Here is a 22,677-nt window from a genome sequence, read left to right on the forward strand (position 1 = left end):
CGAGGTTAACGATCGTTAACCTACCCGGTCAATGCACGGGCTCAGTCGAGTGCGAAGGTGATCGTCCCCTCGATGGTGTCCCAGTTCGACGACGTCCCGAGCTCGGCCTCCCAGTCGACCGCCCGGTAGGTCACGCTCGTCGCGGTCCGGGCGACCTCGTCGAACTCGATGCTCACGACGTTCAGCGCCTCGGTGGCCTGCTCGTGCGAGGCGTCGCAGTCGCCGTAGGTGGTCGCGGCGTCGTAGTGGACGAAGAGGCCGATCCGCAGGCCGCTGCGGTCCACGCGGGTGAACCCGCCGTGGATCTCGTCGGTGAAGGGGTCGCCGGTGGAGACGAACCCGCCCTCGCCGGTCTCGGCGCGGTCCCAGAAGGTCGGGCACTCTCCGGTGCCGTCGCGGTGCTCCTCCCCGGTGTAGGTGTAGCGGCTGCCGTCGTCGGCGAACGTGGCGTCGTAGGAGTCGCCGTCGACGTCGATCCGGATCCCCACCGTGGCGGTCCGGTCCCACGCGCTCGTGCCGCTCTCGGAGGAGGTCTCGCCGACGTCGCGCAGCGTCAGCTCACCGGCGATCGACCCGTCGCCCGCCAGCGAGAGCACCCGGGTGCGCCTGCTCGGCGCCTTGCAGTCGTTGCGCGCCGGGCCGGCGTCCGCCTCGACGCAGGCGAGAACGTAGTAGCGGCCGGGCGCGGTCCCCTTCGGGACCGTGACCCGGGCGCCGACGTCCCACGACGTACCGCCGATCAGCGACTTCAGCCGTGCGCTGCCGCCGAGCGCCCGGTCCCCGCGGTCCCGCCGCTGGTCGGTCGAGAGGTAGTAGCGCACCGTGGTGGCGGCAGACCTGCCGAGCCCGGCGTTGCGGATCCCGGTCTCCACGCGGAACGCCTTGCCGGTCGTCGCGGTCGCGGGTGCCGTCGTGCGGGTGACGGTCAGGTCGGCCCGGTCCCGCGCCACGGCAGGGCCGGGTGCGGCCAGCGGAGCGCCGGCGGCGAGGCCGACGGCGAGCAACGTCGCGAGGGCGCGGCGGCGCGATCGGGCGGGGGTCATGGGGCCTCCTGGACAGGCGTGGTCGGGATGAGTCGACATTGGACGCGTCACACCGCCGATCGGCCGTCATCCTCCCGGATGATTTCGGGTAACGGGTTGGCAGAACCCAACGAGAGGAGCCCCTCATGTCGGCAGTCGGCACCATCACCAGGATCGCCGGGACCGTCGTCACCCGTACCGCCCAGGTCGTCCTCCACCCCGTGGGGACGACCAAGTACGCCGCCGGCGTGGCGCGCGGCGTCGCCGGTGCCGTGCTCCCGATCGGCCAGGAGGAGCCGCCCACCGACCGCGGGGACGTCGACGTCGCGGCAGCGGCGGAGCCCGTGGTGACGACCCCGGATCCCGAGGCGGCCGCCGGCCGGCCCCCGATCCCGGTCGCGGCTCCCCCGGAGGCCGTGACCACCGAGCCCTCCGCGCCGACGAGGAACGCGGCCCACGGCGGCCCGGGCGCCGACAGCGTCGACGACTGGCGCGAGGAGCTCGACGACGGACCGGACGTGGAGACCCCCGTCGGCACGACCGGAGCGAGCAGGGGAACCAATCCCGACACCGGCGACACGGACCTCCAGCAGCCGGGCACCGCGCCGCTCATGGACCCCTCGCTCACCAAGGCGGTGCGCGCGGAGTCCGAGACGCTGCAGAAGGCCGCCGACCCGACGAAGGAGTGACCAGTGCCGCTCGCGACGTACAAGGACCTGTGCATCGACGCCGTCGACGCGCGCCGCATGGGCGAGTTCTGGGCGAAGGTGCTCGACCTCGACCTCGAGGAGCTGGACGACGGCGACACCCGGCTGACCGGGTCGACACCGCAGCACACCGTGTGGATCAACACGGTCCCCGAGCCGGTGTCGGTCAAGCAGCGGGTGCACCTCGACGTCGCGGCGCGGACCGTCGACGACGTGCTGGGCCTCGGCGCCTCGCCGGTCGACCTCGAGTCCTTCCGGTGGAAGGTGCTCCGCGACCCCGAGGGCGGCGAGCTGTGCGTGTTCGAGCGCGACTCGGAGGCGCTCGAGCCACGGCTCTTCGAGATCGTGGTCGACAGCGTCGACCCGGCGGCCCAGGCGGCCTGGTGGGCCGACGTCCTCGACGCCACGGTCGGCCGGGAGGAGAACGACAGGTACTCGTGGGTCGAGGGCATCGTGGGCGCGCCCTTCGACTACCTGGTGTTCGTCCCGGTCCCGGAGGCCAAGACGGTCAAGAACCGGATCCACATCGACGTCGAGGCGGGCGACATCCCCGACATCGTCGGGAGGGGTGCCACCCGGCTGCGCGAGCCCGACGACGAGGTCCGCTGGACCGTCCTCGCCGACCCGGAGGGCAACGAGTTCTGTGCCTTCGAGCCGCGCCGCATCAACGACGACGTGGACCCGCTTCCGCCCGAGGCGGACTTCCCGGGGTGAACGAGCACTAACCTGACCGGGTGACCGCCACCGAGCCGGCCCCCACTCGGCGAGAGCAGATCCTGGCCATCGCGGCCGACCTGTTCGCCGCGCGGGGGTTCCACGGCGTCTCGGTGGCGGAGCTCGGCGCCGCCTGCGGGATCTCGGGTCCGGCGCTCTACAAGCACTTCCCGTCCAAGCAGGCGATGCTGGCCGAGATGCTCGTCTCCATCAGCGAGCGGCTGCTCGAGGTGGGCCGCGAACGCGTCGCCGCCGGGGGTGGAGATCCCGCAGCCGCGCTGCAGGGCCTGGTCGACTGGCACGTCGAGTTCGCGCTCGGGCACCGCGCACTGATCATCGTCCAGGACCGTGATTGGGAGTCGCTCCCTGAGGACGCGCGCGACGCCGTACGCCGCCTGCAGCGGTCGTACGTCGGCCTGTGGGCCGACCAGCTGCGCGCCCTGCGACCCGGCCTCTCGCGCGCCGCGGCGCACGCGACCGCCCAAGCCGCGTTCGGCCTGCTGAACTCCACGCCCCGGGCCGGACACGGCATCCCGGACGCCGAGCTGCGGGCGCTCCTCGTCGCCATGGCGATGGCGGCCCTCACCGCGGTTCCGTGACAGCACCAGGGGTCCCGATGGTCTAGACAGCTACGGAAGACGGGGGCTAGCACCGTAGTTCCCGGGTGCCCCGGGTTCTTAGTTTCGCTGGATGAAGAAGATCTCTCTGCGGGGCCTCCCCGCCATCATCGTCCTCGCCGTCTCGATCGTCCTCGCTGCCACCGGGGGTGCCGTGGCCGGCGGCCTGATCACGAGCAGCCAGATCAAGGACAACACCATCAAGTCGGTGGACGTCCATGACGGAACCCTCCAGCCCGCCGACTTCTCGTCCGCGGCGCAGTCCTCACTCCAGGGCCCGCAAGGACCGCAAGGACCGCAAGGACCGCAAGGACCGCAGGGACCGCAGGGACCGCAGGGTCCGAGCGGCAGCACCGGTGCGCAGGGACCGGCCGGCGTCAGCGGCCGGGTGCTGGTGACGGGCGACGCCTCGCTCGGCGCCGGCGGCTCCGGCTTCGCCCAGGCGAGCTGCCCGGCCGGGACCGTGGTCTGGGGTGGCGGCGGCGAGCTGCTGTCCACCAACGACGGCGTCCAGGTCCGGCTGACGAACACCATCGTGTACGCGCTCGCGAAGTCCCCGGTCGCCCAGACCCTGCGCGCCTACGCCGTCTGCGCCAAGGCCAGCTGACCCTCCGACCTCGGTCCCCGCGGGCCCGCTCGGGTCCGCGGGGACTTTCCGCAGCGAGCGGCACGGGGGCTAGCACCGTGGTCGCACCAGGCCGACCTTCCTAGGGTCGGCTCATGAAAACCCTCTCGTTGCGCGGGCTCCCCGCCGTCATCCTCCTCGCCCTCACCATCGTCGTCTCCGCCACCACCGGCGCGGTCGCCGGGAACCTCATCACCAGTGCCGACATCAGGGACAACACCATCAAGTCCGTCGACGTCCACAACGGCACCCTGCAGCCCTCGGACTTCTCCGGCGCTGCCACCTCCAGTCTCCAAGGTCCTCAGGGCCCCCAGGGTCCCCAGGGGCCCGCGGGCGTGAGCGGCTACGAGCGGATCACCTTCGACACCACCGTCGCCGGCAACGCGAGCAACAGCTCGACCGCCACGTGCCCGGGAGGCAAGAAGGTCCTGGGTGGCGGAGGCTTCTTCACCAGTGGCTACGACGGCGTCCAGATCGTGCTCAACGAGGGCTCCGTGACCACCTACGGCCACAACAGCTCGGGCGCCTCGAACACCCTGCGGGCCTACGCCGTCTGCGCCAACGTCAGCTAGTCAGCCGACGTCCACCACGGCGCGCTCGAGGATCGGTTCGAGGTCGAGACCGGCGGGCAGCGTGCCCAGAGCGCCGCCCCAGTCCCGGGCAAGCCGCGAGGCGCAGAACGCGTCGGCGACCGCGGACGGCGCGTGCCGCAGCAGCAGCGAGCCCTGGAAGACCAGGGCCAGCTGCTCGACGACGCGACGCGCACGCAGCTCGATGTCGTCGAAGGAGGTGAGCTCCTTCTGCAGCCGCGCCAGCGCCTCGTCGAACCGCGGGTCGGCCCCAGAGGCGAGCGAGACCTCCTCGAAGTAGGCGTCGAGGGTGTGCGGCTCGCGCGCGATCGCGCGGAGCGCGTCGAGGGCGGCGACGTTCCCCGACCCCTCCCAGATCGAGAGCAGCGGCAGCTCGCGGTAGATCCGCGCGGCGTCGAAGTCCTCGATGTACCCGTTGCCCCCGAGGCACTCCAGCGCCTCGGCCGCGTGGATCGGCCCCCGCTTGCAGACGTAGTACTTCGTCGCGGCCAGCGCGAGGCGGCGTAGGGCGGCCTCGCCCTCGTCGCCGCGGATCGCCCGGTCGTTGGCGCCGGCGAGCCGCATCATCGCCGTCGTCGCGGCCTCGGACTCGACGGCGAGGTCGGCGAGCACGTTGCGCATCGCGGGCTGCTCGACCAGCAGCTTCCCGAACGCGGACCGGTGCCGGGCATGGTGGGTCGCCTGGACCAGCGCTGTCCGCATGCCCATCGAGGTGCCGATCACGCAGTCGAGCCGGGTCATGTTCACCATCTCGACGATGGTCCGCACGCCGCGGCCCTCCTCGCCGACCAGCCAGCCGACCGCGGCGTCGTACTCGATCTCGGACGATGCGTTGGACTTGTTCCCGAGCTTGTCCTTGAGCCGCAGGAACCGCATCGCGTTGGGCTCCCCGCCCGGCAGCACCCGAGGCACGAGGAAGCAGGTGACGCCCGCGGGCGTCTGGGCGAGGGTGAGGAACATGTCGCTCATCGGCGCGCTGGTGAACCACTTGTGGCCGCGCAGGACGTAGGTCCCGTCGGCCTGCGGGGTCGCCGTCGTCGTGTTCGCGCGTACGTCGGATCCGCCCTGCTTCTCGGTCATCGACATGCCCGCGATCAGCCCGCTCTTGGTCTCCGGGTCGCGCAGCCCGAAGTCGTAGGTGCGGTTGGTCAGCAGCGGCTCGAACCTGGCGGCCAGCTCGGGGTTCGCCCGCAGCGCGGGCACGACGGCGTAGGTCATCGAGATGGGGCAGCCGTGCCCGGCGTCGACCGACCAGGCGTAGAACTTCGCGGCCCGGGCCACGTGTGCGCCCGGCCGCTCGTCGGCCCAGGGGGCCGCGTGCAGCCCGTGACCGACGGCGGTCTCCATCAGCTGGTGGTAGGCCGGGACGTACTCGACCTCGTCGACGCGGTTGCCGTAGCGGTCGTGCGTGTGCAGCCGGGGCGGCACCCGCTCGGCGAGCCGGCCCCACCCCTGCGCCTCCGCGGTGCCCGCGAGGCGGCCGAGCTCGTGGACCTCGGGAGCGGCCCAGCCCGCGCCCTCCCGCTCGAGACCCTCGAGCAGCGCGGGGTCGGCGGCGGTGTCGTGGCCGACCAGCGGGGGAACCTGGTTGAACACCTCGTGGGTCCCTGGCAGTCCAGTCATCTCACTCATCCCTTGTTCGTGGAGGGTCCGAAGTCGCCGTACGGCGCCGCGTCGCGCTCGCGCACGGCCTGCTTGAAGCCCGCCTCCATCGCCCGAGCGGCGAAGGAGTAGCCCTCGCGGGTGTGCCGGGAGATCCCGTCGAAGACGGTGGAGACCATCCGGCTGGTCTCGACGCCCTGGGCGAGCAGGGCGGAGTTGAGGGCGAGCTTGACCATCATCAGCTGGTTGAGCGGCATCGCCGCGATCCGCTGCACGAGGTTCTCGGTCCGCTCGTCGAGGTCCGCGGGCTCGGGCGCCTCGATGGCGAGCCCCCACTCGGCGGCCTCGCGGCCGGACAGGCAGTCGCCGGTCAGGAGGAGCCGCTTGGCGCGCTGGTCGCCCAGCCGGTGCGCCCACAGGCCCGCGCTCGGAACTCCCCAGACCCGGGTGGGCGGGTAGCCGATCTTGGCGTCGGCCGCGATGACGATCTGGTCGCAGTGCAGCGCGATGTCGGTGCCGCCGGCGACGCAGAAGCCGTGGATCTTCGCGACCGTCGGCTTGTTCGCGTGCAGGAGGCTGGCGTAGCCCTTGGTGAAGCGGCTCATCATCGCGTAGTCGACCATCGGGTCCCACGGCTGAGTGGGGTCGTGGTTGGGGATCGCCTGCTCCGCGAACGCGCTCAGGTCGTAGCCGCCGCAGAAGCCCTTCCCGCGCCCGCTCACGACGATCACCCGCACCCGCGGGTCGAGGTCCGCGCGCTCCACGGCGTCGGCGAGCTCGCGCGGTGTGTCGACGGTGATCGCGTTGCCGTGCTCGGGACGGTCGAAGGTCAGCCGGGCGACCGCGCCGTCGACCTCGTAGGTGAGCGTCCGGTAGTCGGGAGCAGCCGCCGCCTGCGCGGGAGCTGCGACGTCCTCGTCGGCGGAACGGCGCCAGGGCGCCTCGTCGGTCATGAGACGACGTTACAGTTTCACCGACAATCGTGTCCAGATGTGTAGCATGACCAGGTGCCGCCCGAGACGACCGTGCCGACCGGGATCGCCCCGCTGTCCGCGCGCTCGGTCGTCCTCAGCCTGCTGCTCGGCCGCCACCCGGACCGGATGAGCCCGGCCGAGCTGGCCACTGCCGGTGGGTACTTCGGCATCCCGCCGTCGACGCTGCGGGTCGCCTTGACCCGCGCTGTCGCCGCGGGCGACCTCCGCCGGGCGGAGGGGGACTACGTGCTCGGCGAGCGGCTGGTACGCCGACAGCGGCACCAGGACGAGGCCGTCGACGACGCCGGGACCCCGTGGGACGGCGACTGGGAGATGGCCGTCGTCGTGGTGACCGGACGGTCGGGGGCCGACCGGGCCGCGCTCCGTGACGTCCTCGCGACGCACCGGCTCGCCGAGCTCCGGGAAGGCGTCTGGACCCGGCCCGCCAACCTCGGCCGCGCCCGCGGCTACGCCCCGGAGCCCGTGCTGACCACCTTCCGGTGCCGGCCCGACGGCGACCCGGCGGCGCTCGCGGCGGATCTCTGGGACCTCGACGGCTGGGCAGCGGTCGGCCGCCACCTGGTCGACCTGCTCGCCCGGACCACGGCGCCCGCGGCGCGACTCGCCGTCGCCGCGCAGCTCGTCCGACACCTGACGGCGGATCCGCTGCTCCCTGCGGAGCTCCTCCCGCGGGACTGGCCGGGGACGCGACTGCGGGCGACGTACGCCGACTACCGGGCGGAGCTCCGCGACCTCGCCCTGGGCTGACCCGAGGCACCGATTGGGTAAAACCTGTGTTTGCGATCACAGGAGCGGGTACCGCGGATGCTGGAGGGAGGAGGTCATCCCCGCGCTCTGGAGGGGGCGCAGCGTTCTGGAGGGAACGCGAGAATGGGATGGCTCTACTACTGATGTCTGCAACCACCACGGCGAAAGTCGCCACCGCAGTCGCAGGTGGCTACCTGCTCGGCAGGACCAAGAAGTTCAAGCTCGCGATCACCCTCGCGGGGCTGCTGGCCGGCAAGAAGCTGTCGGCCGACCCGAAGGCACTCGTCGGCAAGATCATCGAGGAGAACCCCGAGCTCGGGCAGATGCGCAGCCAGCTCACCGACGGGCTCACCAAGGCCGCCAAGGACCTCGCGCTCGCTACCGCTGCGGCGCAGATGGAGTCGATGACCTCGGCGCTGCAAGGGCCGTCCGACAGCGCGGACGACGAGGAGGACGAGGACGACTCCGAGTCGGAGTCCGAGTCCGAGTCCGAGTCCAAGGCCAAGCCCAAGCCCAAGCCCAAGGCGAAAGCGAAGCCGGCCACGCGCCGGTCGTCCGGCAGCTCGTCCGGCAGCTCGTCCGGCAGCTCGTCCGGCAGCTCGTCGGGCAGCTCGTCCGGCAGGTCGGGCACGTCGAAGAAGCCGGCGAGGAAGAGCTCCGGCGGCTCGTCCAGCGAGAGCGGGTCCTCCGGCACGAGCGGCGCGCGCAAGAAGTCCGCGGCCAAGAAGGCGCCCGCGAAGAAGGCGCCCGCGAAGAAGGCGCCCGCCAAGAAGTCGACGGCCAAGAAGACGTCAGCCAGGAAGACGTCCTCGTCGAGATCGGCGAGGTGACCTGCGATGGCGAACACACCCACGGCGGAGGACCGCCTGCGCGAAGCGTCCCGTGCGCTCGCCGACACCGTGAAGGATCGAGCCCTCGGCGCGGCTGACAAAGGGGTCGGCGCACTGACCGATCGGCTGGGCGAGATGGCCCGCGACGGCGGCGTCTCGATGCCGAAGCCGCACCTGCCGAAGCTGCATCTCCCGGACCTGCCCGGGCTGCGCCTCCCCCACCCGCACCTCCCGGGACGCGGCTCGGGCAGCACGGGGGACGACAGCGACGAGGACAACGAGAACGGTGGCGAGGAGGGCGGCGGCATGAACGGCAGCATGAACGGCAGCTCGCCCAAGGTCACCACGATCATCGAGGAGATCGACGTCGGTCTCCCGATCTCCTTCGTCTACGACCAGTGGACGCAGTTCGGCTCGTTCCCCTCCTTCATGAAGAAGGTCGAGAACGTCGACGCCGTCGAGGACGAGAAGCTGCACTGGAAGGCGCAGATCTGGTGGTCGCACCGGGAGTGGGACGCGACCATCCTCGAGCAGCTGCCCGACGAGCGGATCGTCTGGCGCTCGGAGGGCAAGAAGGGTCACGTCGACGGGGCGGTGACCTTCCACGAGATCACGTCCGACCTGACGCGGATCATCGTGGTGCTCGAGTACTTCCCGCAGGGCCTTTTCGAGCGGACCGCCAACATCTGGCGTGCCCAGGGCCGCCGCGTGCACGCCGAGCTCCAGCACTTCCGCCGGCACGTCATGGCGCACGCGGTCCTGGAGCCGGACGCGGTGCAGGGTTGGCGTGGGGTGATCGAGGACGGCGAGGTCGTCGAGTCCCCGGAGGACCACGAGGCGGCCGAGGCGCAGGAGAGCGACGAGGACGACGACTCGCCCGAGGAGAACGACGAGGAGTCCCCCGACGACGCCGACGAGCTCGACGAGTACGACGACGAGGACGAGGACACCGACGAGGACGAGGACCTCGACGAGGACACCGACGAGTACGACGACGAGGACGAGCTCGACGACGAGGAGGACCTCGACGAGGACGAGGACGAAGAGGACGAAGAGGAGTACGACGACGAGGAGGAGAGGGCATGACCGTCCAGACCACCAGCCAGCGCTCAGGCGGCGGCTACCTCTCGCGGCCGGCTCCTAGCGGCCTGGCCGACGTCATCGAGATCATCCTCGACAAGGGCCTGGTCATCGACGCCTACGTCCGCGTCTCGCTCGTGGGCATCGAGCTGCTGACGATCGACGCGCGGATCGTGATCGCGAGTGTCGACACCTACCTGCGCTTCGCGGAGGCCACCAACCGCCTCGACCTCGGCACCGCGGAGGGCAAGGACCTTCCCGGCGTGCTGGACGACCTGCGCGAGGGCGGAGCGCGGAAGAAGACCAAGGGCGCGCTCGCCGGCGTGAAGGACGCGCTGACTCCGGGGAGCAGCAAGGACGAGGACGAGGACGACGAGGACGACGACTCCGGTCGCAGCCGGACCCGGCGCTCGTCGTCGCGGAGCAGCTCGAAATGACGGCCGCGCCGACGGCACACCCAGCTGGCCTGCTGGTGTACGCCGTCGTGTCGGCCGACCAGGCGTTGCCACACGTCTCGGGCGTCGGTGACGGGCCGCTGTCCTCGGTCGGGCACGGAGGGGTCGCGGCCGTCGTCGGCCCGGCGCCCGCCGAGGGCAGCACCGGTCCCGCCGACCTGCGGGCCTACCACGAGGTGGTGGATGCACTGGCTGCCAGCGGGCCGGTTGCACCGGTCCGGTTCGGCTACGTCCTCACCGACGAGCAGCAGGTCGTGACCGACGTGCTGGCGCCACGGGCCGAGGAGCTGGGAGACCTGCTGGCCGCCCTGGCCGGCCGCACCGAGCTGAAGGTCCGGGCCCGCTACATCGAGGAGGCCGTGCTTGCGGAGGTGGTCCGGTCGGACCCCGAGATCCGCACTCTCCGGGAGCGCACGCGCGACGTGCCCGAGGAGGTGTCGTGGTCCGACCGGGTACGGCTCGGTGAGCTGGTCGCGCACGCGGTCGAGGCCAAGCGGCGCGACGAGGCCGCGGACCTCTGGGACCTGGTGGCCCCGCACGTGGTCGAGATGCGGGAGACGCCGGGCACGGGCCTGGACCACCTGCTCGCGGTCGCGCTGCTGGTCGACGACGACCGCGTCTCGGTGCTCGAAGAGGCGCTGGAGGCGTACGCCGAGGCCGCCCACGAGCGGGTCCGCGTGCGGCTGACCGGCCCGCTGCCGCCGTACGACTTCGTGGGCGGCGCCTGATGGGCCTGATCACCGCGCTGCTCGGCGCGCCACTTCGTGGGCCGATCAAGATCGCCGAGGTGGTGCTGCAGCAGGCCGAGGCCGCCTACTACGACCCGGCGACGATCAGGCGCCAGCTCGACGAGGTCGCCGAGCTCCGCGAGGAGGGCGTGCTGAGCGGGGCGGAGGCGGACTGGTGGGAGGCGGAGCTCGTCGCACGGCTGATGGAGGGAGCTGCACGTGAACGGGAGTGAGGCAGCCGGTGCCGCCGTCCGGGTCCTGGCCGACCTGACCGGCAAGGAGGCCGAGGCCGTCGTCGGCCTCGAGCAGGACGAGGGCGGCTGGAAGGTGCTGCTGGAGACCGTCGAGCTGCGCCGGGTGCCGTCGACCACCGACGTGCTCGCGACGTTCGAGGTCGCCATCGACGGCGACGGCGAGCTGCGCGGGTGCCGCCGGCTCGGCCGCTACTCGCGCGGTGCCACTCAGGAGGAGGGACGATGACCGAGCTGAGGAACGACAGCGTCGAGAGGCGACCCGGGCCGTCGGCGGCGAGCCCGTACGCCGACCGCCAGCCACGGCCGGCCTCGCTGGCCGACGTGCTGGACCGGGTCCTCGACAAGGGGATCGTGATCGCCGGCGACATCCAGGTGAACCTCCTCGACATCGAGCTGCTGACCATCAAGATCCGGTTGCTCGTCGCCTCGGTCGACAGGGCTCAGGAGATGGGCATCGACTGGTGGAAGAACGACCCGATGCTGAGCGGCCGCGACGACAAGCTGGCGGAGGAGAACCGCGAGCTGAAGCGCCGCGTCCAGGAGCTGGAGGCGCGCCGTGGGTGAGCCGGCCCGCTACCTCTACGCCGTGACCCGCGGCCTCGCTCCTGCCGTCCTGGACGGTGTCTGCGGGCAGGCGGGCGAACGCCTGGAGATGCTCGGCGTGCTCGACCTCGAGGCCGTCGTGAGCACCGTCGACCTCGACGAGTTCGGCGAGGACGCGCTCCACGAGAACCTCGAGCACCTCGACTGGATCGAGCGCACCGCTCGTGCGCACGACGCGGTCGTGCAGGCCTGCGCCGCCGCCGCGCCGACCGCACCGATGCGGCTGGCGACCGTGTGCCTCGACGACCAGAGTGTCCGGCTCCGCCTGGAGGAGTGGTACGACGAGCTGGCCGCCGCGCTGGACCGGGTCGCCGGCCGCGAGGAGTGGAGCGTGAAGGTCTTCGCCCACCCGGCGCCGACGACGGCCGTCATGGAGCCCGCCGAGCCCGCGCTCGCCGGCGGAGCCGCCTACCTGCGCCGGAAGAAGGCGGCGACCGAGGAACGGCGCGCGGCCGAGGCCCGGTCGCTGAGAGCAGTCGAGGCGGTCGACCGGGAGCTCCGGGGGATCTCGGTCGCCGCCCGGCACCTGCGCGCCCAGGACCCGCGCCTCTCAGGACACGCCGGGACGATGCTGCTCAACGCCGCCTACCTCGTCGAGGCCGGCGACGCCCGCCGGTTCACCGAGCTGGTGGCGGAGCTGGTGCGCACGCACCCGGGCGTGTCCATCGGCTGCGACGGGCCGTGGCCGCCGTACTCCTTTGCGACGCTGGACCGGTCGTGACCCTGGCGACCGGGGAGCAGGCGTACGCGGACATCGCGCTCGTCGACCTGCTCGACCGGCTGCTCGGCACCGGCGTCGTCATCGCCGGGGACGTCGTGATCAGCCTGGCGGGGGTCGACCTGGTCCAGATCCGGCTCAACGCACTGATCACGTCGGTGCGCCGGGAGATGGCGGGCGGATGAGCGAGCACCGCCACCACCCGCTCGCCCAGCGGCTCGAGACCGACCCGGACTCCGTCGAGCGCGACCTGCTGAAGCTGGTGCTGACGATCGTCGAGCTGGTCCGGCAGCTGATGGAGAAGCAGGCGCTGCGCCGTGTCGACGAGGGCGACCTCTCCGAGGAGCAGGTCGAGTCGCTGGGCCTCGGCCTGATGCGGCTCGAGGAGGCGATGGAGGACCTCAAGGCGCGTTACGACCTGACCACCGACGACCTCAACCTCGACCTCGGCCCCCTCGGCACCCTGCTCCCGGGCTCCTGACCCCCCCGAGTCAGACCAGGCCGGGGTCGATGTCGGCGCCTGCGTCCAGCAGCTCGGCCAGCCGGCGGGCCCGGATCACCGCGTCGGCGGCGATCTCGACGTCGTCGGCGAGCTCGCCCGCAGCACCGCCCGGCGCCGGCCCGCGGTCGTGGAGCGCGGCGACGAGGTGGTCGCGGTCGAGCCCGCGCAGGGCGAACAGCACGAGCGGGTCGGCGTCGGCGAGCCAGCCCGCCTGGACGAGCACCGCGACGGCGTGCGGGCACGGGTCGAGCGCACGGTGGCAGGTGCAGCTGGCGGCGAGCTCGCCGCCGAAGGGCAGCAGCTCGGCACCGGCCTCGTCGGCGTGCTCGACCAGGTCGTGAGGGAGCTCACCGTCGAGCAGCGCCGCGATCCGGCCGGCCTCGGCGGCCACCACGTCCACGAGCGCGCGCCGGGCAGGCTCGTCCAGGACCGGTACGTCGACCTCGACGGTCCAGGTGTCGTCGCCCTCACGGACCGCGGCGAGCAGCGAGCCGGCCGCGACGCTGATACCGCCCACGGCTCCGGCCCGCGCGATCGCCCGCCCGGCCCGGAGGTCGGACTCGGAGAACGCGGCCTCCTCGACGGCCCGCTGCCACGCCTTGCCCCACCAGCTGCGGACCGGGCGGCGGCCCGTGGAGAGCCGGGCGTGCGTCACGCGGGACGGCGCCCCGCTCACTCCGACTCCAGGTCCGCGAGGTAGGCCGCCCGCCGCTGGCCCTCGCGCAGCGTGACCAGGTCGCGGAGGTCGCGGTCGCTGAGCTCGGTGAGCGCCGCGTCGCCGCGGGCGAGGACGGCGTCCGCCAGCGACCGCTTCCGCTCGAGCAGTGCCGCGACCCGTTCCTCGATCGTGCCGCGGGTGACCATCTTGTGCACCTGGACCGGCTTCGTCTGCCCGATCCGGTGGGCGCGGTCGGTCGCCTGCTCCTCGACCGCCGGGTTCCACCAGCGATCGACGTGGATGACGTGATCGGCGCGAGTGAGGTTCAAGCCGGTGCCGCCCGCCTTGAGCGAGAGCAGGAACACCGGGACCTCGCCGTCCTGGAACCGGCGCACCATCGCCTCGCGCGCGGGAACGGGGGTGCCGCCGTGCAGGAACTGGTGCGGGACGCCGAGGGTGGTCAGGTGGCGCTCGACGATCCGGGCCATGGCGACGTACTGCGTGAAGACGAGGACCGCACCGTCCTCCGCGAGCACGGTGCCGACCAGCTCCTCGAGCAGCTCGAGCTTCTCCGAGCGGCCACGGAGCCGGACCCGGCTCTGCCCCTGGGCGCCCCAGTCGGTCTGCTTGAGGAACTGCGCGGGATGGTTGCAGATCTGCTTGAGCCCCGTGAGCAGCGCGAGGACGAGGCCGCGGCGCTGCGGATCATCGGCGGGGAGCCGCTCGATCCGCGCCATCGTGTCGCGGACGAAGGACTCGTAGAGCACGACCTGCTCCCGGGTCAGGCCGAGCAGGTGGTCGGTCTCGGTCTTCTCCGGCAGCTCCGGCGCGATGCCGGGGTCGGACTTGCGGCGACGCAGCACGAACGGCCCGATCAGGTCGGCGAAGTGCTGGGTCACCGCGGGGTCGACGCCGGTCTCGATCGGCTCCGCCCACACCCGCCGGAACGCCTGGCGGCTGCCCAGCAGGCCCGGCGTCGCCCAGTCGAGGATCGACCACAGCTCGGTGAGCTCGTTCTCGATCGGAGTGCCGGTGAGCGCCACCCGGGCGCGGCTCGGCAGGGTGCGCAGGGCCCGCGCGGTCGACGTACGGGAGTTCTTCACGTGCTGCGCCTCGTCGGCGACCACCAGGTCCCAGGGCACCTTCGCAAGGGCGGAGCTGTCGCGCCGGAGGGTGCCGTACGTCGTCAGCACGAACCCGCCGTTGCCGTCGGCCGGGTCGAGTCCGCCGAGCTCGCGGGCGGTGCCGTGGAACCGGCGGACCGGGACGCCGGGCGCGAACCGCGCGACCTCGGACTCCCAGTTGCCGAGCAGGCTGGCCGGGCAGACGACGAGGGTCGGCCGGCCACCGGACACGCCCTGCTCGAGGCGGTGCAAGTGGAGCGAGATCAGGGTGATCGTCTTGCCGAGCCCCATGTCGTCGGCGAGGCAGGCACCGAGGCCGAGGGCGGTGACGTCGGCGAGCCAGGTCAGGCCGTGCCGCTGGTAGTCGCGGAGCTCGGCGGGCAGGCCGTCCGGTGCCGGCAGCGGGCTGCGGGTCGGGGCCGCCAGCAGCTGCTCGCGGACCTTCAGGAGGCTGGCGCCGACGATGACCTCGTCGGTCGCGCGCTCGCCCTCGGTCGAGGGCAGCTCGGTGACGCCCGACAACGCCGCGCCGAGGGCCTCGGCGCCGCTGGCCCGGCGGATCAGCCGCTTGCGCGCACGGCGTGCAGTCGTGGGGTCGACGATGGTCCAGGCGCCGCGCAGCTTGAGGATCGGGGTGGTCGCCGCCGCCAGCGCGTCGAGCTCCTCCTTGGTGAGCGGGTCGCCTCGGAGCGCGACCTGCCAGGAGAACGCGAACAGCCCGTCGACCGAGAACGGGCTGTCCTCGAGCGGGAGCTCCGGGTCCCGCGGCTCGCGCCGGTCGAGCACGGCCCGGGTGGTGAGCTCCGGCCCCAGCGCCCGGGGCCAGTGCACGTCGACCTGGACGTCCCGGAGCGCGCCGACGTGCTCGAGCAGGTCCGCGACCTCGGCCCCGTCGAGCGTGATCTGGTCCGGCACGGACAGGCCGAGGAACCGGTCGAGCACCGGCCACGCGTCCGCCGCCCGGCGCAGCGCGATGCTCGCATGCACGCGCGCCCGCGGCCCGAACCCGGTGACCTCCGGCTCGTCGGTCCACAGGGCCGCCGCGTCGCAGAGGTGCAGCGGCTCACGCTCGTCGTGCACCTGCAGCACCAGCCGCACGCGGCCGCCGAGCAGCTCCTCCTCGTCGGCCTCGACGCGGAGCGACACCCGCACCAGCTCCGGCAGCTCGCCTCGCGCCGTCCGAGCCGTCCGCTCCTCGACCCGCCTCCGCACCCGCTCCGCGAAGTCCGGCGCCCGTCGTCGGGGGGCGTCACCCGGGGCGGCCGGGGCCGCGTGCGGCAGCGAGTCGGCCACCGCCCGCAGGACGTCGTGCACCAGCTCCCGGGCCGCCGCGACGCCCAGGTCGCCGTACGCCCTCGTCCGCGCGAGCGTCTCGATCCGCTCCTCGTCCCGGTCGTCGAGATCGTCGAGCTCCCACCCGCGGCCGTCGGGGGACGGAGCCAAGCGGCCGTCACCGACCAGCCGTACGCCGAGCAGCGCCGCCCCGGCCAGCAGGCCGACGCTGGGGTGGGCACCGCCGTCCTGGAGCGCACGGCCGAGGGCGGGCATCGCGGCCCGGACCCCGAGCGCGATCGTCCGGCGGTCGCCGGTGAACTCGATCGTCGACTCCCGCGGCGGCTCGGCGGGCCGGAAGGTCGCCGGGCCGCTCACGGGGACGAAGCTCACCCGGAGACGCTAACCCGCGCCCCCGACACCACGTCGCGTCGACGAGCCTCAGTAGGCCGGCGTCGCGGCGTTCCTCGCCCGCGTCCGGCCGAGCAGGGCGCCGAGGACGAGGAGCACGGTGCCGGCAACGCCGACGACGACCCCCCACCACGTCGGGTGCTCGACGACCAGCACGATCGCGGCCAGCGGCACGACGATCGTCGGCATCAGGATCGCGCAGATCGTGAACCCCGAGCTGCCTGTCCAGGCAGCCGCGAGCGCCCACAGCACCGTGAGCGCGGCAGCAAGGGCGACCACCACCCAGGTGTCGTTATCGAAGTCCAGCGTCGGCGGCGCGCCGCCGCCGAGCGTCGTGCCGCCGGTGTCGTCGCCGGAGACCGTGAACATCATCGACGCGAACGCACCGGCGAAGGCCTTGGTCACCGCCATCCCGATCAACAGGGCGGCGAAGGACACGACGCCGACCACGCCGAGCACCACTCCCGTGGTCACCCGCGTCGGCAGCACCCAGCCCACCACGGTGAGGCCGGCGACGAAGACGGTGACCGCGATCGCGATGGTGATCACGGTGGAGTCCTCGTCGAGGGAGTCGCCGAACAGGTCGTCGAACGCCTGCACGTAGAGGATCCCGATGCCCGCGATCGCCGTGACGACGTACGCCGCACGCCGGCTCGCCAGATAGCCGAGCAGGGCGAGCACGGTGATCACGCCACCCTCGAGGTAGGCGAAGAAGTCCTGCACCCAGTCCTGGTCGCCGATGCCCACGCCGAGCATCGCCGCGATGCCGAGGATCCCGACCACGCCGGGCCAGGTCACCAGCTCACCGCGGGCCACGGGCTCGTGCTGGCGCCGCACGACGACGACCGCCACCAGCGTCACGACGACCAGAACCGCCGTCGCGCCGAGACCGACGATGAAGTTCGACCAGTCCAGGTCGCCGTCCCTGCGGCTCATGTTCGCCGACAGCACGATGGCCGCCCCGAGAAGCCCCACGCCGATCGTCGTCAACGCGCCCATCAGGCCGGGCCGGCCGGGCGTCGCCGGCACGACCGCTGCCGGCGGGGGCGGCGGAGGCGGGTCGACCACCGCGGTCGTGGTCCCCGGCGGAGGCGGTGGCGCGCCGGCGGGCAGCGTCCCCGTGGGAGGCGGCGGCGGCACCGACTCCGGCTCGGGGCGGCTCGGGGAGGTGGCCGCGATGGGCGCGGTCTCGTCGATCCTGGGATCGGAGCTGTGGGAGCCGCCCGAGCTGCTCGAATCCGGGGTGGGAGCCTGGTCGTTCATGCTGACGACGCTAGCCGTCCCGGCTCGGGAATCGGGGGACGCTGGCGTCGTCGACGCCGCTACCCGGACACCGCCAGGGTGACCGGCAGCACCGCCTCGGCGCCCGCATCGTGCAGGGCGGCGGCCGCCAGCGTGAGCGACCATCCGGTCACCACGACGTCGTCGACGAGCAGCACCCGCGCGCCACGCACCCGGTCGTCCACGTCCAGCGCGCACCGGCGGTTCACCGCCGCCACCCGCTGCGCGGAATTGGTGGCGCCCCGGCCCGGCGGCACCGACGGGTCGCGCACGACCCAACGGCCGAGCACCGGCCGGTGGAGGTAGCGGGACAGGCCGTCCGCGAGGTCCTCGAGCAAGCCAGGTCTGGTGACCGACTCCGTCACCACGATGCCGTCCACCGCCGGCCGCCAGTCGCCGAGGACGGTCACCATCGCGCGGGCGAGGTGCTCGGGCACGGCGTCCGGCGCCGGCTCGGCGCGGAACAGCTGCCGCAGCGTCGGACCGTGGCCGAGGTCGGTGAGCCGGGCGATCGCGCGGCCCGGCTCCGCCGGCTGCCTGATCCGGCCGGACAGCCCCACCCCGATCGCGTCGAGGCCGGTGGGCCAAAGCTTGCGGGGCTCGATCACGACCCCGGGCCGGGCGATCCGCTCGGCCGCGGCCGCGACGGACTCCTCCGACACCACGCTGGCGAGGTCGAGCCCACCGCAGTTGTCGCACCGGCCGCAACGCCAGTCGGGATCCGCCGCGAGGTCCGGGTCGTCGAGCTGCTCGCGCAGGAACGCCATCCGGCACCGGTCGGTGCCGAGGTAGTCGAGCACCGCCTGCTGCTCGCGCTCGCGCGCCTCCGCCACCCGCCGGTAGCGCTCGGCGTCGTAGGTCCACTCCTGCCCGGTCGACTCCCAGCCCCCCTTGACCCGGCGCACGGCGCCGTCGACGTCGAGCACCTTGAGCATGGTCTCCATGCGCGCGCGACTGAGGTCGACCCGCGCCTCGAGCGCGGGCGTGCTGAGCGGCCGGCCGGCATCGGCGAGGGCCGCGAGGGTCTCGCGGACGAGCTCCTCCCGCGGGAACGCCAGCGACGCGAAGTAGGCCCAGATGTCGCGGTCCTCGGTCGCCGGCAGCAGCACCACCGGCGCTCCGTCCGGCCCGAGGTTCGTGCCGCGCCCGGCACGGCCGACCTGCTGGTAGTAGGCGACCGGCGAGTCCGGGGCGCCGAGGTTGACGACGAACCCGAGCGAGGCGTCGAAGCCCATCCCGAGCGCGCTGGTCGCCACCAGTGCCTTGACCTCGCCGTCGATCAGCTGCTGCTCGAGCGCGAGCCGCTCGGTCTGCTCGGTCTGCCCGGAGTACGCCGCCACGTCGTGCCCGCGCGAGCGCAGGTAGTCGGCCACCTCCTGCGTCGCCGCGACCGTCAGGCAGTAGACGATGCCGCTCCCCGGCTGCTCGGCGAGGTGGTCGGAGAGCCAGGCCAGCCGCTGCTCCGCGGTCTTCAACCGGACCACGCCCAGCCGGAGGGACTCGCGGTCGAGCGAGCCGCGCAGCACCAGGACGGTCCCGTCGGCGCCGAGCTGCTCGGCGACGTCGTCGGTCACCCGCTGGTTGGCGGTGGCCGTGGTCGCGAGCACCGGGATGCCGTCGGGGAGCTCGGCGAGCAGCGTCCGGATCCGGCGGTAGTCCGGCCGGAAGTCGTGACCCCAGTCGGAGATGCAGTGCGCCTCGTCGATCACCAGCAGGCCGCAGGTCGCGGCGAGCCGCGGCAGCACCTCGTCACGGAAGCCCGGGTTGTTCAGCCGCTCCGGACTGACCAGCAGCACGTCGACCTCGCCGCGGTGGATCGCGGCGTGGGTCTCCTCCCACTGCTCCATGTTGGTGGAGTTGATCGTCACCGCGCGGATCCCGGCCCGCTCGGCCGCCGCGATCTGGTTGCGCATCAGCGCGAGCAGCGGCGAGATGATCACGGTCGGACCAGCCCCCTGCTCGCGCAGGAGCAACGTCGCCACGAAGTAGACCGCCGACTTGCCCCAGCCGGTGCGCTGGACCACCAGCGCGCGGCGCCGGGCCTCGACCAGGGCCTCGATCGCGGCCCACTGGTCGTCGTACAGCGTCACGTCCTCGCGCCCCACCAGCGCGCGCAGGTGCTGCTCGGCACGGGCCCGGAGCTCGGTCGTCGCAGCGGTGGTCATGCCGACGTGTCTACCAGCGGCCCCCGACCAGGGAGACGTGCCCTAGGGTCGGTCCGTGGTCGAGGTGCGCGCGGCGACGTACGACGACCTGCCGCGCGTCGCGGCGATCTACGCGCCCTACGTCACCGACACGGTCATCACCTTCGAGCTCGACGTCCCCGTCCTGGCCGAGTGGCGGCAGCGGTACGACGCCGTCGTCGGCGCCGGGCTGCCGTTCCTCGTCGCCGAGGACGAGGGCGACGTCGTGGGCTATTCCTACCTCGCGCCGTGGAAGACCCGGCCGGCCTACCGGCAGACGGCGGAGGACTCGGTCTACCTCGACCCGGACGCGCGCGGCCGCGGCACCGGCGGCGAGCTGCTGGACCGGCTGCTCGACGCCGCGCGTGCGGTCGGCGTGCGCGAGGTGCTCGCCGTCATCGCCGACACCGGAAGCGACGTCTCCGTGCGGCTGCACCGCAGCAGGGGCTTCCGCGACGCCGGCCGGCTCGAGCAGGTCGGGTTCAAGCTCGACCGCTGGGTCGACACCGTGATCCTGCAGCGCTCGCTCGGCGGCTGAGCTACGGCAGCTTCCGCACCAGGCTCAGCAGGAGCGGGATCCCGGTGCCGAGCATCACCCACATCGGCCAGAAGTAGCCGCCCGCGTCGGTCATCAGGTAGATCGCGGTGCAGATCGTCGAGGCGACGACGAACGGCTCGTAGGCGACGCCGCGGAGGAGCCCGTGGGCCCGTGCCGTTGGTACCGCCGCCGCCGGCGGCACGGCCGGCACCCGGTCGGGGCCGTGGGGCGCCGGCTGCTCGGGCTGCGGCCGCTCGGCGGGCACGTAGTTCTCGTACCCACCGTCGTCGGCGTCGCGCTGGCTCATGCCGTCATGGGACCCCGCGCCGACGACGGCGTCAAGGGCCGAAGGACCGTTACCAGATCCGGACCCGGTCACCCGCGTCGAGCCACAGGCCGTCGCCCTCGGCGGTGCCGAACACGTCGTGGAACTCGTCGAGGTTGCGCACGATGTTGGCGCGAAACTCCGGCGGGCTGTGCGGGTCGATGGTGAGGTACTGCCGCTCCTGCTCCAGCCGCCGCTTGGTGCGCCAGACGTGCGCCCAGTTGAAGAAGAGCGTCTGCTTGTCCTCGAGCGACGCGTCGCGGCCCGCAGCCTCCTCGGACATCAGGAACGCCTTGAAGGCGATCGTCAGCCCGCCGAGGTCGCCGATGTTCTCGCCGACGGTGAGAGCGCCGTTGACGTGCTCGCCGGGCAGGGCGCGCGGCTCGAAGCCGTCGTACTGCTCGATCAGCGTCTTCGACTTCACCTCGAAGGCGGCCTTGTCGTCCGGCGTCCACCAGTCGTTGAGGTTGCCGAGCCCGTCGTACTGCGCGCCCTGGTCGTCGAAGCCGTGGCCGATCTCGTGGCCGATGACCGCGCCGATGCCGCCGTAGTTCTCGGCCGGGAGGGCGTCGGGGGCGAAGAACGGCTTCTGCAGGATGCCCGCGGGGAAGCAGATCTCGTTGGTGCCCGGGTTGTAGTAGGCGTTGACGGTCTGCGGCAGCATGAACCACTCGTCGCGGTCGACCGGGGACCCGATCTTGTTGAGGGCGCGGTCGGTCTCGAACGCCGCCGCGGCCGCCGCGTTGCCGACCAGGTCGTCCGGCGAGACCTTCAGGCCGGAGTAGTCGCGGAACTCGTCGGGATAGCCGATCTTGGGCCGGAACGTCTCGAGCTTCTCGTAGGCCCGGCGCTTGGTCTCCTCGGTCATCCAGTCGAGCTTGGAGATCGACTCCCGGTAGGCCGCGAGCAGGTTCGCGACGAGGTCGTCCATCAGCGCCTTCGACGTCGGCGGGAAGTGCCGGGCGACGTACTCGCGGCCGACCGCCTCGCCGATCGCGCGCTCGACGAAGGACACCGCGCGCTTCCAGCGCGCCCGCAGCTCCGGCGTCCCGGAGAGGGTGCGGCCGTAGAAGTCGAAGTTCGTCTCGACCAGGTCGTCGGTGAGGTACGCCGCGGCGGACCTCAGCACGTGGCTGAGCAGCCACTCGCGCCAGGTCTCGACCGGCGTCTCGTCCAGGACGGTGGAGAGGTGCTCGAAGTAGGACGGCTGCCGCACGCAGACCTCGGCGATGGTCGCGTGCTCCCCCTCGAGGTAGCCGCCGAGGTTGGTGACGTAGGCGTCCCAGTCGAAGCCCGGGCACATCGCCTTGAGCTCCTCGGCGGTGCGCAGGTTGTAGGTCTTCTGCACGTCGCGGGTCTTGGAGCGCTCCCAGTGGCCCTCGGCCAGTCGGGTGTCGAGCGCGAGGATCCGCTGCGCGGCGCCCTCCGGGTCGGCGTACTCGCCGAGGGTGAGCATGCGGGTGAGGTAGCCGACGTACTTCTCGCGGATCTCGGCGAACTTCTCGTCGCGGTAGTAGGACTCGTCCGGGAGCCCGAGCCCGCCCTGCGCGAGATGGAAGAGGTAGCGGTCGGAGTTGCGGTCGTCGGTGTCGACGTAGGAGCCGAACAGCCCGTAGCCGCCGATCCGCTCGAACTCCCCGAGGAACGCGGCCAGGTCGCGTGCGTCGCGGATCGCGGTCGCCGCCTCGAGCAGCGGCCGGACCGGCCTCAGTCCGAGGCCGGCGATCCGGTCGGTGTCGAGGAAGGAGTTGTAGAGCGCGGCGATCTTCTCGTGCTCGGTCGTCGGCGGGCCGCTGGTCGCGGCCGTGCCGGCGAGCTCGGTGATGATGTCGCGCACCTGCTGCTCCGCGGTGTCCGCCAGCTGCACGAACGGTCCCCAGCTCGAGCGGTCGGACGGGATCTCCGTCTCCGCGAGCCACTTGCCGTTCACGTGGCCGAAGAGGTCGTCCTGCGGCCGGATGTCGAGGTCCATGCCCGGTCGGGCGTCGTCGAGGATGCTCACCCCGGCAGCGTAGCCAGCCCGGAAATCCTGTCGACCCCTGTGCCGCTCGGACCGGTTGCGGTTGAATCGCGATCGGACACAACCTATTTCGCCG

Annotated in this window: 26 protein-coding genes; 17 read left to right on the top strand and 9 right to left on the bottom strand. The window is 72.6% G+C overall.

All coding sequences use genetic code 11. The features are described 5' to 3' along the window. Positions 1-41: 41 nt before the first annotated feature. Positions 42-1,043: a CARDB domain-containing protein gene (locus ABD709_RS10740; protein WP_344775163.1), complete on the bottom strand. Its 1,002-nt coding sequence runs from the start codon at positions 1,041-1,043 to the stop codon at positions 42-44. A gap of 125 nt (positions 1,044-1,168) precedes the next feature. On the opposite strand from ABD709_RS10740, the gene ABD709_RS10745 reads away from it, so the two are divergent. The 5 genes from ABD709_RS10745 to ABD709_RS10765 all read left to right on the top strand — a co-directional run bounded on the left by ABD709_RS10745 (position 1,169) and on the right by ABD709_RS10765 (position 4,257). Further along, on the top strand, positions 1,169-1,711 hold the full coding sequence (locus tag ABD709_RS10745; RefSeq protein WP_344775165.1) for a hypothetical protein: 543 nt from the start codon (positions 1,169-1,171) through the stop codon (positions 1,709-1,711). Between the two features lie 3 nt (positions 1,712-1,714). Further along, entirely contained in the window at positions 1,715-2,443 is a 729-nt protein-coding gene (locus tag ABD709_RS10750; protein WP_344775167.1) for a VOC family protein, read from the top strand. Between the two features lie 20 nt (positions 2,444-2,463). Beyond that, positions 2,464-3,042, top strand: a complete 579-nt coding sequence (locus ABD709_RS10755; protein ID WP_344775169.1) for a TetR/AcrR family transcriptional regulator — start codon at positions 2,464-2,466, stop codon at positions 3,040-3,042. A 91-nt stretch (positions 3,043-3,133) separates the two neighbouring features. After that, positions 3,134-3,667, top strand: a complete 534-nt coding sequence (locus ABD709_RS10760) for a hypothetical protein (RefSeq protein ID WP_344775171.1) — start codon at positions 3,134-3,136, stop codon at positions 3,665-3,667. Between the two features lie 113 nt (positions 3,668-3,780). Then, complete coding sequence (locus ABD709_RS10765) at positions 3,781-4,257, top strand: hypothetical protein (protein WP_344775173.1); 477 nt, start codon at positions 3,781-3,783, stop codon at positions 4,255-4,257. On the opposite strand, the gene ABD709_RS10770 is transcribed toward ABD709_RS10765, so the two are convergent. Both ABD709_RS10770 and ABD709_RS10775 read right to left on the bottom strand, forming a co-directional pair. Continuing rightward, complete coding sequence (locus tag ABD709_RS10770; protein ID WP_344775175.1) at positions 4,258-5,898, bottom strand: acyl-CoA dehydrogenase family protein; 1,641 nt, start codon at positions 5,896-5,898, stop codon at positions 4,258-4,260. Positions 5,899-5,903: 5 nt separating this feature from the next. Continuing rightward, the gene (locus ABD709_RS10775) at positions 5,904-6,830 is read right to left on the bottom strand and encodes a crotonase/enoyl-CoA hydratase family protein (protein ID WP_344775177.1); all 927 of its coding nucleotides are present in this window, start codon (positions 6,828-6,830) and stop codon (positions 5,904-5,906) included. A 54-nt stretch (positions 6,831-6,884) separates the two neighbouring features. Between ABD709_RS10775 and ABD709_RS10780 the strand changes: the two genes are divergently transcribed. From ABD709_RS10780 to ABD709_RS10830, 11 genes are all read left to right on the top strand, one after another. Then, on the top strand, positions 6,885-7,619 hold the full coding sequence (locus tag ABD709_RS10780) for a PaaX family transcriptional regulator C-terminal domain-containing protein (RefSeq protein ID WP_344775179.1): 735 nt from the start codon (positions 6,885-6,887) through the stop codon (positions 7,617-7,619). A 143-nt stretch (positions 7,620-7,762) separates the two neighbouring features. Beyond that, positions 7,763-8,449 carry a hypothetical protein gene (locus tag ABD709_RS10785; RefSeq protein ID WP_344775181.1) on the top strand — a complete coding sequence of 229 codons (687 nt, stop codon included), beginning with the start codon at positions 7,763-7,765 and terminating at the stop codon, positions 8,447-8,449. Positions 8,450-8,455: 6 nt separating this feature from the next. Continuing rightward, the gene (locus ABD709_RS10790) at positions 8,456-9,535 is read left to right on the top strand and encodes an SRPBCC family protein (RefSeq protein ID WP_344775183.1); all 1,080 of its coding nucleotides are present in this window, start codon (positions 8,456-8,458) and stop codon (positions 9,533-9,535) included. Continuing rightward, on the top strand, positions 9,532-9,966 hold the full coding sequence (gvpJ, locus tag ABD709_RS10795) for a gas vesicle protein GvpJ (RefSeq protein WP_344775185.1): 435 nt from the start codon (positions 9,532-9,534) through the stop codon (positions 9,964-9,966). Before ABD709_RS10790 ends, gvpJ begins: the two co-directional genes overlap by 4 nt. Continuing rightward, positions 9,963-10,712 carry a GvpL/GvpF family gas vesicle protein gene (locus ABD709_RS10800; RefSeq protein ID WP_344775187.1) on the top strand — a complete coding sequence of 250 codons (750 nt, stop codon included), beginning with the start codon at positions 9,963-9,965 and terminating at the stop codon, positions 10,710-10,712. The genes gvpJ and ABD709_RS10800 overlap by 4 nt, the downstream gene beginning before the upstream one ends. Then, positions 10,712-10,945 (top strand): gas vesicle protein GvpG, encoded by a 234-nt coding sequence (locus ABD709_RS10805; protein ID WP_344775189.1) that lies wholly within the window; start codon positions 10,712-10,714, stop codon positions 10,943-10,945. Before ABD709_RS10800 ends, ABD709_RS10805 begins: the two co-directional genes overlap by 1 nt. Continuing rightward, the gene (gene gvpO, locus ABD709_RS10810; RefSeq protein WP_344775191.1) at positions 10,932-11,192 is read left to right on the top strand and encodes a gas vesicle protein GvpO; all 261 of its coding nucleotides are present in this window, start codon (positions 10,932-10,934) and stop codon (positions 11,190-11,192) included. The genes ABD709_RS10805 and gvpO overlap by 14 nt, the downstream gene beginning before the upstream one ends. Then, positions 11,189-11,530, top strand: coding sequence for a gas vesicle protein (locus ABD709_RS10815; RefSeq protein ID WP_344775193.1), 342 nt, complete (start codon positions 11,189-11,191; stop codon positions 11,528-11,530). The genes gvpO and ABD709_RS10815 overlap by 4 nt, the downstream gene beginning before the upstream one ends. Beyond that, the gene (locus ABD709_RS10820; protein WP_344775195.1) at positions 11,523-12,290 is read left to right on the top strand and encodes a GvpL/GvpF family gas vesicle protein; all 768 of its coding nucleotides are present in this window, start codon (positions 11,523-11,525) and stop codon (positions 12,288-12,290) included. Before ABD709_RS10815 ends, ABD709_RS10820 begins: the two co-directional genes overlap by 8 nt. Then, entirely contained in the window at positions 12,287-12,472 is a 186-nt protein-coding gene (locus ABD709_RS10825) for a gas vesicle protein (RefSeq protein WP_344775197.1), read from the top strand. Before ABD709_RS10820 ends, ABD709_RS10825 begins: the two co-directional genes overlap by 4 nt. Beyond that, positions 12,469-12,768: a gas vesicle protein K gene (locus tag ABD709_RS10830; protein WP_344775199.1), complete on the top strand. Its 300-nt coding sequence runs from the start codon at positions 12,469-12,471 to the stop codon at positions 12,766-12,768. The genes ABD709_RS10825 and ABD709_RS10830 overlap by 4 nt, the downstream gene beginning before the upstream one ends. Positions 12,769-12,778: 10 nt before the next feature. Here the strand turns inward: ABD709_RS10830 and ABD709_RS10835 are convergent, their stop codons facing one another. From ABD709_RS10835 to ABD709_RS10850, 4 genes are read right to left on the bottom strand one after another with little or no spacing between them, the layout of a single operon-like run. Next, on the bottom strand, positions 12,779-13,465 hold the full coding sequence (locus tag ABD709_RS10835; protein ID WP_344775201.1) for an SWIM zinc finger family protein: 687 nt from the start codon (positions 13,463-13,465) through the stop codon (positions 12,779-12,781). Further along, positions 13,462-16,236 (bottom strand): DEAD/DEAH box helicase, encoded by a 2,775-nt coding sequence (locus ABD709_RS10840; RefSeq protein WP_344775203.1) that lies wholly within the window; start codon positions 16,234-16,236, stop codon positions 13,462-13,464. Before ABD709_RS10840 ends, ABD709_RS10835 begins: the two co-directional genes overlap by 4 nt. Before the next feature lie 48 nt (positions 16,237-16,284). Continuing rightward, complete coding sequence (locus ABD709_RS10845) at positions 16,285-17,517, bottom strand: hypothetical protein (RefSeq protein ID WP_344775205.1); 1,233 nt, start codon at positions 17,515-17,517, stop codon at positions 16,285-16,287. Positions 17,518-17,576: 59 nt separating this feature from the next. Further along, positions 17,577-19,700 carry a RecQ family ATP-dependent DNA helicase gene (locus tag ABD709_RS10850; protein ID WP_344775207.1) on the bottom strand — a complete coding sequence of 708 codons (2,124 nt, stop codon included), beginning with the start codon at positions 19,698-19,700 and terminating at the stop codon, positions 17,577-17,579. Positions 19,701-19,755: 55 nt separating this feature from the next. On the opposite strand from ABD709_RS10850, the gene ABD709_RS10855 reads away from it, so the two are divergent. Further along, a complete protein-coding gene (locus ABD709_RS10855) occupies positions 19,756-20,256 on the top strand; it encodes a GNAT family N-acetyltransferase (RefSeq protein WP_344775209.1) in 501 nt (166 codons plus the stop codon). A 1-nt stretch (position 20,257) separates the two neighbouring features. Here ABD709_RS10855 and ABD709_RS10860 read toward each other — a convergent pair whose 3' ends face one another. Together ABD709_RS10860 and ABD709_RS10865 are read right to left on the bottom strand one after the other, a co-directional pair. Beyond that, positions 20,258-20,563 carry a hypothetical protein gene (locus ABD709_RS10860; protein WP_344775211.1) on the bottom strand — a complete coding sequence of 102 codons (306 nt, stop codon included), beginning with the start codon at positions 20,561-20,563 and terminating at the stop codon, positions 20,258-20,260. A gap of 49 nt (positions 20,564-20,612) precedes the next feature. Beyond that, positions 20,613-22,583: a M13 family metallopeptidase gene (locus ABD709_RS10865; protein ID WP_344775213.1), complete on the bottom strand. Its 1,971-nt coding sequence runs from the start codon at positions 22,581-22,583 to the stop codon at positions 20,613-20,615. Between the last annotated feature and the right edge of the window lie 94 nt (positions 22,584-22,677).

The sequence above is a fragment of the Nocardioides panacisoli genome (assembly GCF_039537325.1).
Taxonomy (GTDB): Bacteria; Actinomycetota; Actinomycetes; order Propionibacteriales; family Nocardioidaceae; genus Nocardioides; species Nocardioides panacisoli.